The organism is Hydrogenophaga taeniospiralis (assembly GCF_020510445.1).
Taxonomy (GTDB): Bacteria; Pseudomonadota; Gammaproteobacteria; order Burkholderiales; family Burkholderiaceae_C; genus Hydrogenophaga.
This window is the reverse complement of record NZ_JAHBAG010000001.1, coordinates 1,226,526-1,241,689: the sequence shown is the minus strand read 5'-3', so window position 1 is coordinate 1,241,689 and position 15,164 is coordinate 1,226,526. Positions and strand designations below refer to the sequence as shown.

The window sequence follows — 15,164 nt, the reverse complement described above, 5'->3', positions numbered from 1 at the left end:
AACCAGATCGGGTAACGATGAATTTGTTCATGCTGCACTTTCTACCAAATCAATTCAAAGGAATCTTGCGTTCCGCCACTTGGCGGCGACCCAAATAGACATACTCCTTGCGTTCCACGCCCGACTTTTCAGTTTGGAGCAACAAACCCCGATGGTCGTACAGGCTGTAGGTGGTTGCACCGCCTTCGGTGGTCTTTACCCGCATGTTTGTCCCATCGTAGTCATGCAACACGGGCGAAGCGGTGCCGCAGTTCGAGCAGCGCATGTTGTTCGCGCGGTCGTACCCGAAGGTCATGCCGAGGCCATCTCCGTTCACATTGCCTGCCGAGTCGTAGGAATAGGTACGCGCCGCTCCACCATTGTCAAAATTCACAAGCCGTCCCGTACCAGTTGGTGAAACCGAGTCACCGTCATAGGCATAAGACTTGTTTGTGAAGTAAACGAAATCTCCGTTGAGCAAGTAGCGCAGGTACACAGCCTTGATATTTCCCACGTTGTCATACACATACAAGAAATTGCCGCCTGAATTGATCTCATTGGTCAATCGGTTCACGGCATCGTATCCATACTGTCGATCGTACAAAGAATCCACGCCGTCAGCAATTTGGGTCAAATTACCCACCACATCGTAGCTGTAGGCGTTTTGCACAATACCCTGTGTATTTCGACTGACTTCCAGCGAAGAAGGCCAGAGTCGTTCGTTCAAACCCATGGTTGAAGTCACACCGTTGGCATAGGTCATTTGCTGCGGCATGCCATTCGGGTGATAGTTCACACCTGTGACGTACGGCGCCGCTGCGCGTGCCCGGCCAAATCCATCGGGGTTGTAGTCCACCACGCTTCCCGAAGGGTATGTCACGGTATTCAAGGCTTCATTGGCGTCATAGCCATAGGTCAGCGTGTAGCTGTGCGTACCATCAGCCACCAACGTTTCAGTGGTGATTTTGTCAGCACCGTCGTAGGTGTATTGCCGCTCCACACCCCCGCTGGCCACACTGGCAAGCACATCGGTTTTGAAGTAGGTATTGACCACATTGGGCGCCTGCGGCACTGTTGGGTCCTCGGAGGCCGCATAGGTTACTGTGCTTACCCGATTGCGCGGGTCGATGCCGAAAGTGATCGCAGGCTGTGTTCCGATTTGCTTGCTGGTCAAATTGCCCAGCAAATCACGGCCATACGTGGTGGTTCCCACTTCTGGATCGGTCTGCGATGTCAAATGGAAATTGCTGTTGTAGCCATAGTTCCTTGTCCATCCGCCCGTCCAGGTGCCTGCCCCGTTGGTATTCGCACCTTGCACCACTTCGGTGGGTTGCCCCAAGATATTCCGTTGGATTTTGGCTCTGTAATGGATTGCAGAATAACTGCCACCTCCCGTGGTTGCGCCTTTCCAAACCTCGATCAACTCGGGTTTGCCGCCCGTTCCGAATGAACGGTACGTCAACGATTCGCCGCGTCCAGAACTGTCGTAGTGCTGGGTATTCAATCCGCCATATTCAAAAGTTTCACTGAAAGCGGCACCATTCAGTGTGGGGTGGGTGATCGAAATGACCCGGTCCCGATCGTCGTAGCCATAGGTCGTCCCTGAACTGCTGTTGGGGTAGGACTGAAACACCCGTCGGCCCCGAGCGTCGTAGCGGTAGTCCACACCAACCGTGGTCTCAGAGGGCGCACTGGCCTCCTGGCGCACCAAGCGCCCCAAGCCGTCGAAGGTTTGCAAGGCGACCATGCTCCCGCGTGTGACGCTCCTTGACCGGGCGGCATAGTCCACAGCGACCGGATTGCCCACGGGAGGGTTCACGGTTTTCACACGGTTCAGACCATCGTAGGTATAGGCGGTTGTGAAACCTCTTCCATTGGTTTCCGAAACCACATTGCCAGCGGCATTCACCACCCTGCTCACGGTCACGTCGCCGGGCTGCACCTCGGTCTGAGGGATGCCTCGCATATAGCCACCATACGTGGTGGTGCGGCCCAGCGCGTCTGTACGGCTTAACAAGTCGCCCGTCGGGAAATAAGTGAAAGTGGTCGGCACGCCAGCCACAGTCTCGCTAAGCACATTGCCGTTGGCAGGGTCAAAGCTTCGGGTGGTGGCGTGGGTTTCCGAGCCCACCGTCACCGTTTGCCCACTCACTTGCCGCATCAACCATTTGCTGGGTTTGAGGTCATAGGTCAGCGCAGTGGTTCGCGAATAGTTGCCAGAGTAGCCTCCGAAGGAAGTTTCAACCACCGATGCCGGGTTGCCCCACTCATCAAAATTGGAACTGTTCTTCCTATGCAGCTCCAGGTAGCTCCCTGACCCAGGGCTGACCTCATCTCGCTTGATGGTCTCAGATTTTTTGACCGCAGCATACGTGTCGTCGGACGGCAAGCCGAACAAGCTACCCGTGGGATCGGTCTGACCTGAAATATAGATATCTTCGTACGCGTACTGCTGGTGCTCACCAGGCGAGACCCGCCCAACATACTGTCCAATTCCACGCCCCGATCCACCGCCACCCGAAAGAGACAGCACGCCCAAATGGAAGTGTTGCACCACCCGACCCGCCTCAGGCCCCTCAACCGTGGTGACATCCAACTGGGTAGGAGACCAGGCGCCGCCATTCGATGCAGTTCCAACGGGTGGAACCGCATACCAGTAAGTCAACGTTCCATCACCATTGTCGGTGAATGGCAATGATGCCGTGGCTGGCGCATAGCTGTAGGTCCAGTTGCCCACCGGATCTGTCGACCCAAACCCCGGTGTGGCGACTTTGGTTTTCACCACCGTGCTCAGCGATGAATTCACCAGGCCAGATCTAAAATTGACATGGTCATAGGTGTAGTCAATGGTCCCGCCGCTGGGGTATTCCACACGACTCAAGGAACCCGTGCCGGGCGTTGCAGAATGGTAAGCGAACGTCCAAGCCAATCCATCGGGCCGCGTCACTTGGGTCAAGTAATTGTGTCCATCGGGGCCCGCCGCCATGGTGTAGTTCCAAGTGCGGGTACCATCAGTAATCGAAGAAATACCCAAAGTGTTGTAGTTGAATGTCACCGAGCGACCATCGCTCGTCGTGATACCAGACACCGCAGTCACCCCATTGACGGTGGTGTAACTGAAATTCATGGCGTTGCCGTTGCGATCCACGATACGCGTGGTGTAGTAGGTCTTCATCAACTTACCACCGACCGTGAACAAGTGGCCAATGGTGGTCATCTCGTAACGGGTGCCGTCGGGAGATTCCACATTGAAACCCAGGGCGCCCGAGCTTGTGTTGCAAGTGGCGCGCCAGAAATCTTTGGTGATCCACATGGTCGGCACCGTCTGATCGTGTTCATACAACACCCGACGCTGTCCATCCGGCATTTCCAGCACCGGGTTTTTGCCCGCCACTGCCCAATTGTTGGAACAGATGTCAATCAGTTGGCCACGAATGATTCGCCCATAGTGCATGGTCCAGCCCAAACCCGCGGGGCTGGGCTCCAATGGCAAAGGTGTGATCGTGGCAAGCGGATCGTCAATGGCGTTGTACGAGCGCTGTACCGCCAGATCCATGCCGCCGTTGCCCGGAATCACCAGATCGGTGAAGTGGTATTGCAACTTGCCGCTGAGGGTGTCAATGACCTCATTGACCGCCTGGTTTTCATAGCCCTTGGTGCTCGACAAACCGGCTTCTTGGTAGTAGTCCGGCATGGCCGGCAAACTCGTATCGTCTTGAGCAATGGCTGATTGGCCGGAGAAAGCCACTAGCAGCAGGCTGGCCATCGCGGCTCGAACGCCATGTTGGAATAGCATTTTTTTCTGAGAGTCTATCAATTTCTGGAAATACATATCCTCACCTTTCAAGCGAAACTTTTTAACTGACCTTGCTCGTGCCACCCATGCAAAACCGCATGGGTATCAATTGAACTACTGCGCATCAATGATGCCGACTCTCGGGTTCTGGCACCCACACCACGGTGTTATGTTTGATATGACATTCGAGCTCCTCCCTGGGGTCAAATGGCTCGGCCAAGGAAACGTGGCTCAGATATAGCAAACAAGCCATCGCCGGGTATCTGGCAACTATATTTAATTGATGGGATTGCTTGGATGTGAGGACAAGGGGAAAGGTCTGAAACTTGGTCTCCTGATGAGTTTCAGAGTGTTGAACCTCGGACCTTAATCGCCAGCCATAGTGATTCACGCAGTTGACAACAGAGGACGAACCAGAACTCGTCAATCAATCATTCGAAATTTGGTGGAAGGTGGCGCAGTTGCTCATTGAGATCCCACCCCTGCTGCCTCGCGGCAGGTTCTTTCCACTTCGCGCCAGCAGCAATCCACTCTGTTCTGTAATTGCGAGCACCTATCGGCGACGAGTCTTGGTAACCGTGCTCAACCCCGCAACAAGGGCAGAAGTCATAGAGTGGAGTTCGACCATCATCGCCCCAGGGCGGATCTTCCGATCTATAGCCACAAACGCGACAATGAAGGTCTTTATCACTGTGCATGGAAGTAGTCCAAGTTCGTTGCATACCCGTGCTTCGCCGGATCAGGTTTGTAGAACGTACGCGGAGCCCCGGTCTTGTCCATCACACCGAAGGCATTTGTTGCCGGGTCGAACCGCACTACGTCACCGTTAGCTCGGGTTTTCGATAATACGCCGGCTCCAGGGTTGTGGAGGAAGTCTTGCGCTTTTCGAACGTAGTCAACCGCATTCTTCGCACCAAAGTCAGCGCCATGATCCTTGAAGTGCCTAAAGGCGTTCTGGGCAATGGACTGGGACTTGGTTGATGTCCACATTGCCCCCTTGGCAGCTCCACCGACAGTCGCCCGACTTAACTGAATTCCCAGACCCACACCGCCCGGAATACCCGGCAAAGCGACTGCCGCCGTATCCAGCACCAAGCCAATTCCGTCTATTGCTGCAGCCCCATAGTTTCCCTGCCTGAAGTTGTTTGACAAACTCATCGAGCCCACTGCCATACTGGGCAACCCTAGGACAATATCTTCGGCCCAACGTCCATCCGAATCCAGATACCGCACCGGATTGTTGTTCCCATACGCATACCGGTTGAAGCTGTTCAGGTTGTCTTCCTGGAAGCCCACCGGGTCCACGCCCATGAAGCGGCCCACCGCCGGGTCGTAGTAGCGCGCACCGAAGTACTGCAGCCCCGTGCTCGCATCGGCCTCCTTGCCGTGGAACCACTGCCCCTGCCCCTCGCTGCCAGGCTGCTGCAGTTGCCGCTCGCCATAGGCCTGGTAGTTCTCTTTCCACACGATGTTGCCGTTGGCATTCGTCGCCGCCAGCGGGCTGCCGCTGATGTCGGTGTGGATGTAGGTGATGGTTTCGCGCTGGTTCGGGTCATCATCCGTCACGGAAATGGCGACGGGTGCGCTGGCGGTGATCGCACCTGTGTTGTCTGTGACCCGGGCCGTCAGGCTGTAGGTGCCAGCCGGCACATTGTTCCAAGCAAAGCTGTACGGCGCTGCGGCGTCGCTGCCGAGCAGCGTGCCATCTTGGTAGAAGGCCACGCTGGCCACACCTTCGTCGTCCAACGCATTGGCGGTGATGGTGACATTGGCTGGCGCCATGAAGGCAGCCCCTTGAGTGGGCGCCGTGATACTGACCACCGACGGCGCGTTGACCGGCGCCCCCACCACGGTCACGTATTCCGCACCACGGTCTCTGGTGTCGAAAGTCTGTCCATCGGGCAGATCCAGAATGGCCCAGAAACGGTACCGGCCCGGCGTGGCGCCGGTCCAGTTCCACCGGTAGGGCGCAGCAGCATCGGTGCCCAGCAACACCTCCTCTCCTTCTTCAGGCAAGTCCTTTCGCGCGAAAAAGCGCGCGCCGGTTACCGGCACCCGAACATCCAACTCCAAAGGAATAACGGCTGGCGACTGGAACGACCTGGGAAAGGGTTGGGTAAACCGAACTTTTGGAACGACCACCACGTTCACCGGTTCGCTGTAAGAGCTCTCACCAGCCTCCGTAATTGCTTCCACCACGAACGTGTGGGTCTCTCCACCCAATCTGGCAGAGTCGATCTGAACGTTCAGTGTTGCATCAGAATGAACTGCGGAATCATCGTCCGTATGAACGGTTTGAATGGTTGACTGATAGTTCAACCGAAGCTCGAAAATGCCATCGGCCGCCGATGCGGTGGCCAACACAGCCAGTGGGTCTCCTTGCACCACCACCGACTGCGAAATGGGTTGAACGATGTTGACCGTAGCAGGCGCATGGTCAAAGGCAATCACCGAAAAAACCAACGGTGCGCTGTCGTGCACCACGCCGTTGATATCGGTCGCTTTCGCAGTCACAAGATATTCACCTGCTATGAGCTGTGCTCTAGGCAACTCATAGGAGTGACTCGCAACCCCCACGCTGAAATTTTGCAAACAACTGGCATCACAAACAGCCGTGCCCAACAAAGTGGCGCCGTTATAGAAATCAACACGCCGGATGCTGGGGTCACCTTCAGCGGCGATCAAAATTCCCTGGTATTGCCGGGGTGACAAACGAGCATTTGCTGAGGGGCTGCTGATCGCAATCTTGGGCAATTCGCCGGTCGCGCTTCTGACCTCCACCGTGACTGCGGCACTGTCGGAAACAGCGCCATCGTTGTCCATCGCTTGAACCATGATTTCGGCAAAGCCGCGTGGAGCGTTGGTCCACACAAAGCTGTAGGGCGCGGAGGTGTCGATTCCCAGCAGCTGCCCACCTTGATAGAAGGCGACATGGGCTATCGGTCCATCCGCATCGGTGGCTTCAGCCGTGATGGTGATGTTGGCCGGCGCGGTGTAGACGGTATTTTCTGCCGGTCCGGTCATGCTGACCGTGGGCCTTCGGTTGAACGGCTTCACCACAATGGTTTGCGCGGCGCTGACCCCCACGGCACCCAAGCGGTCCGTCGCCTTTGCACTGACGCTGTAGACCCCTGCGGCCACTTCAGGCATCGTGTAGGAATAGGGTGCGCTGGTGTCTGTGCCCAGGAGACGCCCTCCTTCAAAAAAGGACACACTTTGCACGTCAGCAGCGGTGGAAACTCCATCGATGTTGGTTACCCCGGCCAAAAGGGTGATGTTGGCCATGGCGGGGAACGCTTCCAGTGCACCATTGCCGTCTGAGACGAACACACGAACTTCAGGCACTGCGTTTGGCTGTTCGACCGATATGACGACTGGGGCACTGGTGTCAACTGAGCCGTCTCTGTTGGTTACTCTGGCGGTCAGGCGATGCTCTGCACCGGGCGCGGCGTCGGAAGCAAAGTTGGTCGCGTTGATGCTGTACGGAGCTGTAGCGTCTACGCCGAGCAGCCGAGAAAAGTCGTAGAAGGCCACACTTTCGGCGGTGCCAGCAGGATCCACAACATCGGCACTGATCTCCAAACTGGACAGGTATGAAGAACCTTCTGGTGTCAGGAAGTTCGCACCATTGCGCGGTGAACTGATGCTTACTCGCGGCGCAGGGTTGGAGCCAACAACGGTGATCTCTCTGGCCTGGCTGGTGCTCGTTTCGCCAGAATGGTCGGTCGCGACGGCGGTCAGGCTGTGGGTGCCAACAGGCACGTTGTTCCAAGTGAAGGTGTAGGGTGCTGCGCTGTCAATGCTGAGCAGCGTCCCACCATGGAAGAACGCGACACTGGCCACACTGTCGTCTGAGTCAAAGGCTTCAGCGCTGACGGTGACAGCACTTGGCGCGGTAAAAGTGGCTCCTGCTGCCGGCGCTGTCAGGCTCACGGAAGGCGGTGACGCATCGGGGCGCACCACAGTGATGCGCACGGGCGCACCTCCGGAGACTCTGCCGGCGAAATCATTTGCATAGACCTGAAGGTCATATGTTCCAGGCGAAACATTGGTCCAAGTCTGTCTGTAGGGAGGGCTGTTGTCGGATACGGAATTTCCGATTCCGTGGAACTCCACACCTCCGCTGGTGATTCTGTCGGTCTCGGCGCTGACGGTAATCGTGGCCGGCGAAACAAAACGCGCACCCGTCAGCGGCTCAACAAGGCGAACCGTGGGCGGAGTTGCAGCACTGTTCACCACAATCGATACCGCTTCACTGACGGTTACAGCACCGTTGTTGTCTGTCGCACTGGCCCGAAGACTGCGTAGCCCATTGGGCACGTTGTTCCACAGGTAGCTGTATGGGGCCGTGGTATCGGTTCCCAACAGGATATTGCCGTTGTAGAAAGATACTTGAGCGATGGTTCCATCTGAATCCAACGCGTCTGCATTGAGGGTGATAGCAGCCGGCGCTGTGAAGCTGGAATCGGCCACCGGGGACGTCAAAAGTACCGAGGGCACAGCGTTGATGCCTGGTCCGGCAACCGCAATGATGGCTGCCCCGCTGGCGGTTTCACCGCCCTGGTTGTCGGTGGCTCGCGCCGTGATGCTGTAGTTGCCAGCGGCAACGTTGGCCCAGCTGTAGCTGTACGGCGCGCTGGTGTCGGTGCTCAGCAGGGTCGTGCCGTTGTAGAACGCCACGCTGGCGATAGTTCCGTCGCTGTCTGCTGCGTTGGCGCTGAGCGTGATGCTCGCCGGGGCCGTGAAGCTAGCACCTGCCGCAGGGCTGGTGAGACTCACCGTGGGTACCTGATTGACAGGGGCGTTCACCGCGACGGCCACCGCTGCACTGGTGGTGACGGCACCACTGTTGTCGGTGGCTCGGGCCGTGATGCTGTAGCTGCCGGCCGGCACGTTGCTCCAGCTGTAGCTGTAGGGCGCAGTCGTGTCGCTGCCCAGCAGCGTGGCGCCGTTGTAGAAGGCCACACTGGCGATGTTGCCGTCGGAGTCGGTTGCATCTGCTGTCAGCGAGATGCTGGCCGGCGCCGTGAACTCCGCTCCCGAAGCCGGAGCGGTCAGCGCAACCGTGGGTGACTGGTTGGCTGCGCTTACCGTGACGTTCACCGCAGCGCTGGTTGTGGTGGCGCCATCGTCATCGGTGGCCCTGGCCGTGAGGCTGTAGATGCCTGCAGGGACATCAGCCCAGCTGAAGCTGTAGGGCGCCGTCGTGTCGCTGCCCAGCAGCGTGGCACCACTGTAGAAGGCCACGCTGGCCACTGTGCCATCGCTGTCTGCTGCGTTGGCGCTGAGCGTGACGTTCGCCGGAGCCGTGAAGCTAGCACCTGTAACAGGGCTGGTCAGGCTCACCGTCGGAACCTGGTTGGCGGGAACGTTCACCGTAGCGGCCACTGCCGCACTGGTGGTTACGGCCCCCTGATTGTCGGTGGCTCGCGCCGTGATGCTGTAGTTGCCAGCGGCAACGTTGTTCCAACTGAAGCTGTACGGTGCGCTGGTGTCGCTGCCCAGCAGCGTGGCGCCGTTGTAGAAAGCCACACTGGCGATGCTGCCATCGCTGTCCGCCGCATTGGCGGTGATGTTCACCGTCGCCGGAGCCGTGAAGCTAGCACCTGTAGCAGGGCTGGTCAGGCTCACGGTCGGTGCCTGGTTGGCTGAAGCATTCACCGTGACGGCCACGACCGCGCTGGTGGTTGCCACGCCTTGGTTGTCGGTGGCGCGCGCAGTGATGCTGTAGCTGCCAGCTGGCACGTTGGTCCAGCTGTAGCTGTACGGCGCGCTGGTGTCGCTGCCCAGCAGAGTGGCACCACTGTAGAAGGCAACGCTGGCCACTGTGCCATCGCTGTCTGCTGCTTCAGCAGTGAGTGTGATGCTCGCCGGGGCGGTGAATTGAGCACCCGCCACCGGAGCAGTCAGGCTCACGGTCGGTGCCTGGTTGGCGGGAACGTTCACCGTGACGGCTACGGCCGCGCTGGTGGTGACGGCACCACTGTTGTCCGTAGCTCTGGCGGTGATCTGGTAGCTGCCGGCGGCAACGTTGGCCCAGTTGTAGCTGTAGGGCGCAGTTGTGTCCGTGCCCAGCAGGGTGGCGCCGTTGTAGAAGGCCACGCTGCTGATGCTGCCGTCAGTGTCTGCTGCGTCGGCGGTGATATTCACCGTCGCGGGCGCCGTGAAGCTCGCACCCTCCATAGGAGCCGTCAAGCTCACCGACGGCGCCTGGTTGGCAGGGGCGTTCACCGTGACGGCCACGGCCGCGCTGGTGGTGATGGCACCACTGTTGTCGGTAGCTCGCACCGTGATGCTGTAGCTGCCAGCTGGCACGTTGGTCCAGCTGAAGCTGTACGGTGCGCTGGTGTCGGTGCCCAGCAGAGTGGCACCGCTGTAGAAAGCCACACTGGCGATGCTGCCATCGCTGTCCGCCGCGTTGGCGGTGATGTTCACCGTCGCAGGCGCCGTGAAGCTCGCACCCGCCACCGGGGTGGTCAGGCTGACCGTCGGGGCCTGGTTGGGTGTGCTGCCATTCACGTTGACCGTCATCGCCGTGCTGGTGGCCACCGAGCCCCGGGTGTCGGTGGCGCGGGCGGTGAGGCGGTGGGTACCGGCCGGGGCGTTGGTCCACTGGTATTCGTAGGGCGCCTGGGTGTCGGTGGCCAGCAGGGTGTTGCCGCTGTAGAAGGCGATGCTCTGGATGCCGTCGGGGTCGTAGGCCCAGGCCGCCACGGTGAAGCTGGCCGGAGCGTTGAAGGTGGCGCCCTCCCAGGGCTGGGTGAGGCCCAGGATGGGTGGATCGTTGGGGGTGTTGCCGCCGACGGTGACGGTCATTGGCGTGCTGGTGGCCACCGAGCCTCGGGTGTCGGTGGCACGGGCGGTGAGGACGTGGGTACCCGCTGGCGCGTTGGTCCACTGGTATTCGTACGGCGCCTGGGTGTCGGTGGCCAGCAGGGTGTTGCCGGCGTAGAAGGCGATGCTCTGGATGCCGTCGGGGTCGTAGGCCCAGGCCGCCACGGTGAAGCTGGCCGGGGCGTTGAAGCTGGCGCCTTCCCAGGGCTGGGTCAGGCCCAGGATAGGTGGATCGTTGGGGGTGTTGCCGCCGACGGTGACGGTCATTGGCGTGCTGGTGGCCACCGAGCCGCGGGTGTCGGTGGCTCGAGCGGTGAGACTGTGGGTACCGGCCGGGGCGTTGGTCCACTGGAATTCGTAGGGCGCCTGGGTGTCGGTGGCCAGCAGGGTGGCGCCGTCGTAGAAGGCGATGCTCTGAATGCCGTCGGCGTCGTAGGCCCAGGCCGCCACGGTGAAGCTGGCCGGGGCGTTGAAGGTGGCGCCATCCCAGGGCTGGGTCAGGCCCAGGATGGGGGGTTGGTTGGTCTGTGCCCACAGGGAGGTGCTGCCCAGGGCCATGAGGCCCGCGAGCCACAGCGCTTTGGCCCTTTGGCCCCAGGTCTGGCGGCGTGGCTCGGGCATGGCGCCTTTGCCCATCAAGTTATTGGCACACTCTCGCATCTCACCCCCCTCAATAGCGGAAGCGGTCAGTGCCGCTCGCCATGTTTTTTTGCAATTCCAGAGAAGCGCCGTGAGCTGCCTCCCCCCCATTTGAAACAATATTCTACAAAATAAATTTTTTGTTTCAGAGTGACAGAATTCGACCAGATTTGCCGTCCACCAAACTGAACTCAGATTCAAAAGTACCGCTTCGTCATGAAATCACTCAACACTGCCCGAGAAAGTCACATGAGAAATACACCTTGGAAACCACACCAGCGCCGACCTTTTCTGGCGGCACTGGTCATCGCGACGGGCTCGTGGTTGGCGGGTTGCGGTGGGGGTGACGAAAACTATCAATCGCCCGATCTCGATGCGGCTTACGAAGCCATCGCAGAGGGTATGAGCTACGCACACGTGCGCGGCATCGTTGGCTCCGACCCGGTGTCACAGGTGGCCGATGGAGACAAGGTACAGCTGTACCGATGGGAGTCAGGGCGAGGGACTTACCTCTATACGTCTTTGCTGGTTCGCATTCACGAGCGTGATGGCGTGACCCGCAAGACGGTCACGGGTCCGAACGGGAACATGACTGAGACCTACGGCAACGAGTAACACCGGCAGCTCGATTTAAGTCGGCCAGAATCGAAAACCCTCCTCCCGCCCAACCCGCATGACGACCCACCACCACTCGCCGAACATCGACGTCCTGAGGGGCATGGCGATCCTGGCGGTGGTGGTCCACCATGTCTTCGCTCACACGGGCTTTTCGGTGCCCATGCTGGGCACGTATGGGGGCCTGCTGGGGGTCCAGCTGTTTTTTGTCCTCAGCGGCTATCTGATCACCGACAGCGCCAGCAGGCACCCCACATCGGTCTATTGGCTGCACCGGGTGCTGCGGATTTTCCCGGCGTACTGGGTGACCTACCTGTCGATCGGGGCGGTGTTCGGGATGCTCGATCTGGAGCGCATCGGCGAGCACCCGTTCCCCTTTTTCCTCAACCTGATCAACCTCCAGCAGCTGCACGCGGTGGCCTTGCTGGAATTCAACGTACTCAGCGTCTCCTGGACGCTGACGGTCGAGATGGTCTGGTACGCGCTGGCGCCCCTGCTGCTGGTGGCCGGGCTTCGCCGGCCCTGGTGGATGCTCGGGGGGCTGTTGCTGCTCTCCGTGGCATGGACCTGGATGGCCCGCCACCACGGGCTTGACACCTTGTACCGACCGTCGCTGGAGGCCATGACCCGGCCCTGGTCACCCAGTCAATTGAACGTGCTCATGGGCGCCGCCTTCCCCGCTCAGTTGGTGTATTTCGGCCTGGGTGCCGTGGCCTTTCACCTGCGCGATCGGCTGCGCGATCTCAACCCATGGGTTCCGGCCCTGGTCTGGCTGACCTGCCTTGGCGCAATGCCGTTTTATTTCCACCTCCTGCCCGTGGCAGAGCAGGTGGCGGGCCTGGGGGTCGCGGCCCTGTTTGTCTGGATGCTGAACACACCGGCGCTGCGCCTGCCTTTTCTGGCCTGGACCGGTCAGATTTCGTATTCGATTTACCTGCTGCACGTCCCGCTGATCCTCTATGGCTTCTACAAGCTCGGCCGCTTTGGCCCGATCCATTTGTTGGTCACATTGCCGGTGATCTACCTGTGTTCCTATGGGCTGTACCGCTGGGTCGAGCAGCCCGGCATGCGCCTGGCACGCCGCTGGTCGGCACGGGTCCCGGCGCGCGCGGCCGCGATTTGACGGACCGAAGCGCCGCTGGCGCGGCACCGAGGGCATCAGACCGGCAACTGCCGGGCCACCATTTCGACCACGCTTTCAATCTTCGTGGGCCAGGCGTCGGCTTCGGCGCCGGCCATCGCGTTCAGGCGGCAGCTGCCGCAGGACACCACCACCGTGTCGGCCCCGGTGGCGTCAATCTGCTCGCGCTTAATGGCCCAGGCCTGGTGCCGCAAGCCCTCGGCGCGATTGATCAGGAACACGCCCGCGCCGCCGCCGCAACACCAGTTCTGCTCGGCCGTGGGCGTGGTTTCCCGCAGGTCCATGCCCAAAGCTTTCAGCGCCGCGCGCGGCTCGTCCACCACACCACCGTGGCGGGCCAGCTTGCAGGCGTCGTGGTAAGTGATCTTGTGGCTGGGGTCTTCGGGTGGCCGCAGCCGCAGCCGCCCGGCGGTGATTTCGCGCCCCACGAATTCGGACGCCGCCAGCACCTCGAAGGGCAACGGCTGGCCGTTGGCGAGCCGCGCTTCCCAGCGCAGCGCCGGGTAGGCGTGCCCGCACTCCGGCAGGATCACAGTCTTGGCCCCGATGGCCAGCGCCTCGTCGATCAGGCGCTGGCTGGCCGCCTTCTGCAGCGATTCGCTGCCGGACAGCAGGCCGAAATTCGCCGCCTCAAACCCAGCGCTGCGCAGGGTCCAGCGCACGCCCAGGTGGTTGAGGATGCGCGCCGTGGCGGCCAGCGCGTCCTGGTACAGCAGCACGTCGATCACCGTGGTCACCATCATCAGGTCGGCCTGCGGTTCGTCCAGCGGGATCGTGATGCCCTGGGCTCGCAGCAGGTCCAGCGTCTGCCGGAGCTCGTTGGGGCCGACGCCGAACACCGTGCCCCGCCCGGCCTGTTCCTGCGCCACCGCCGTCAGCTCCAGCGGGGCCAGCCCGGCCTCGAACAGCGCTTCGCGCATCACGTTCACACCGCGTGCGGTGTTGACCCCCATCGGGCAGATCATGCTGCAGCGCCCGCACTCGGTGCACGAGTCGTAGACCAGCTCCTGCCATTCCTTAAGGTCGTCCAGGGTGATGTCGGGCAGGAACAGGCGCTTGAGGGGCGCAAACGCCGAGGTTTCGCGCGCGTGCACCCGGCGCAGCAGGTCCAGCTTGCGGCTGGGGCTGTATTTGGGGTCGTTCGTGCTCTGGTAGAAGTGGCAGGCTTCCGAGCAGTAGCCGCAGTTCACGCAGGCCTCCAGGTCCAGCGCCAGACCGCGGTCGGTCTTGGCCCGCATGACCGCCTTGGCGCGGCCCAGGCGGTCGGCGTCGCTCAGCGCATCGGGCTGCGCCATCTCCGGCAGGTGGTGGATGGCTTGCAGAAAGCCATGGAACACATCCATGTTGATCATGAGCGCACCCCGCGACGACCAAAGAACGTGGCCAGCTGCATGCGCGCCGGCAGGAACAGGAAAGCGTGCATCAGCTTGCCGAAGGGAAACCAGATCAACAGCAGCTCCAGCGTCAACAGGTGCACCGCCAGCGGGTCCCGGTAGATCACGTGGTCGCGCGCCAGGATGGTCGAGGACGGATCGCCGATCACCGCCATGCCGGTGATAAGGGGCAGGAACGTGACCACCCAGGTGATCCCGTCGTCGGCGGTCGAGATTCGTTTCAGCACCGGATCGGTCAGACGGAACAGCAAGGCCATCAGCAGCGACATGATGGTGGCCGCCGCCGCGGCGTACATCACGGCGTCGGGAAAGGCTGGCCACGACAGGCCGGTCAGGCGGCGGATGAAGGCGATGTGGGGTGCATAGCCGAAAACCACCACCGCGAGCCCGATGTGGAACACATAGGGATTCACGGTGACGAGCGTGGCGCTCGGGTGAAAACCGCCGCGCGGCAGCATGCGGGTGAAGGCTGCGCGCAGCGCCGCACCGGTGCCGAAGGGCTGGCGTTCGGGCGCGCCGGGTGCGGCCAAGCGGGGCATGCGCCACAGCGCCAGCAACCGCCAGGCGACACCCGCGACAAAGACGAAAAGCGACAGCGCCAGCAGCGGGCCGCGCACCCAGTCCAGAAAATCCATGGGGAACCCGCCCTTCTTGTTGCCACCAAGGTCTGCACAGTACGCCCAATCCGCCCGAAAAACCAAGTCCCGTCATCCGCCGCTGCGCGGTGTTTGCGCTCCGTCATGCCCTGGACGCCGCCCGGTCCGGT

The 15,164-nt window shown here is 60.8% G+C and carries 6 protein-coding genes; 2 read left to right on the top strand and 4 right to left on the bottom strand.

The genetic code is table 11. The annotated features are described in order from the left end of the window. Positions 1-49: 49 nt before the first annotated feature. Positions 50-3,811: an RHS repeat domain-containing protein gene (locus KIH07_RS06105; RefSeq protein ID WP_226491116.1), complete on the bottom strand. Its 3,762-nt coding sequence runs from the start codon at positions 3,809-3,811 to the stop codon at positions 50-52. Positions 3,812-4,462: 651 nt separating this feature from the next. Then, entirely contained in the window at positions 4,463-11,245 is a 6,783-nt protein-coding gene (locus KIH07_RS06100; RefSeq protein WP_226491115.1) for an Ig-like domain-containing protein, read from the bottom strand. A gap of 219 nt (positions 11,246-11,464) precedes the next feature. Here KIH07_RS06100 and KIH07_RS06095 point away from each other — a divergent pair, with 219 nt between their 5' ends. Then, complete coding sequence (locus tag KIH07_RS06095) at positions 11,465-11,863, top strand: hypothetical protein (RefSeq protein WP_226491114.1); 399 nt, start codon at positions 11,465-11,467, stop codon at positions 11,861-11,863. A gap of 58 nt (positions 11,864-11,921) precedes the next feature. Then, positions 11,922-12,986, top strand: coding sequence for an acyltransferase family protein (locus KIH07_RS06090; RefSeq protein WP_226491113.1), 1,065 nt, complete (start codon positions 11,922-11,924; stop codon positions 12,984-12,986). Between the two features lie 35 nt (positions 12,987-13,021). Here the strand turns inward: KIH07_RS06090 and KIH07_RS06085 are convergent, their stop codons facing one another. Next, positions 13,022-14,356 (bottom strand): (Fe-S)-binding protein, encoded by a 1,335-nt coding sequence (locus KIH07_RS06085; RefSeq protein ID WP_226491112.1) that lies wholly within the window; start codon positions 14,354-14,356, stop codon positions 13,022-13,024. Then, entirely contained in the window at positions 14,353-15,033 is a 681-nt protein-coding gene (locus KIH07_RS06080; RefSeq protein ID WP_226491111.1) for a hypothetical protein, read from the bottom strand. Before KIH07_RS06080 ends, KIH07_RS06085 begins: the two co-directional genes overlap by 4 nt. Between the last annotated feature and the right edge of the window lie 131 nt (positions 15,034-15,164).

Bases quoted from the DNA above. Each gene is read 5' to 3' on its own strand.
- KIH07_RS06105 (WP_226491116.1), bottom strand. From the start codon at position 3,811: ATGTATTTCCAGAAATTGATAGACTCTCAGAAAAAAATGCTATTCCAA.
- KIH07_RS06100 (WP_226491115.1), bottom strand. From the start codon at position 11,245: ATGGGCAAAGGCGCCATGCCCGAGCCACGCCGCCAGACCTGGGGCCAA.
- KIH07_RS06095 (WP_226491114.1), top strand. From the start codon at position 11,465: ATGAAATCACTCAACACTGCCCGAGAAAGTCACATGAGAAATACACCT.
- KIH07_RS06090 (WP_226491113.1), top strand. From the start codon at position 11,922: ATGACGACCCACCACCACTCGCCGAACATCGACGTCCTGAGGGGCATG.
- KIH07_RS06085 (WP_226491112.1), bottom strand. From the start codon at position 14,356: ATGATCAACATGGATGTGTTCCATGGCTTTCTGCAAGCCATCCACCAC.
- KIH07_RS06080 (WP_226491111.1), bottom strand. From the start codon at position 15,033: ATGGATTTTCTGGACTGGGTGCGCGGCCCGCTGCTGGCGCTGTCGCTT.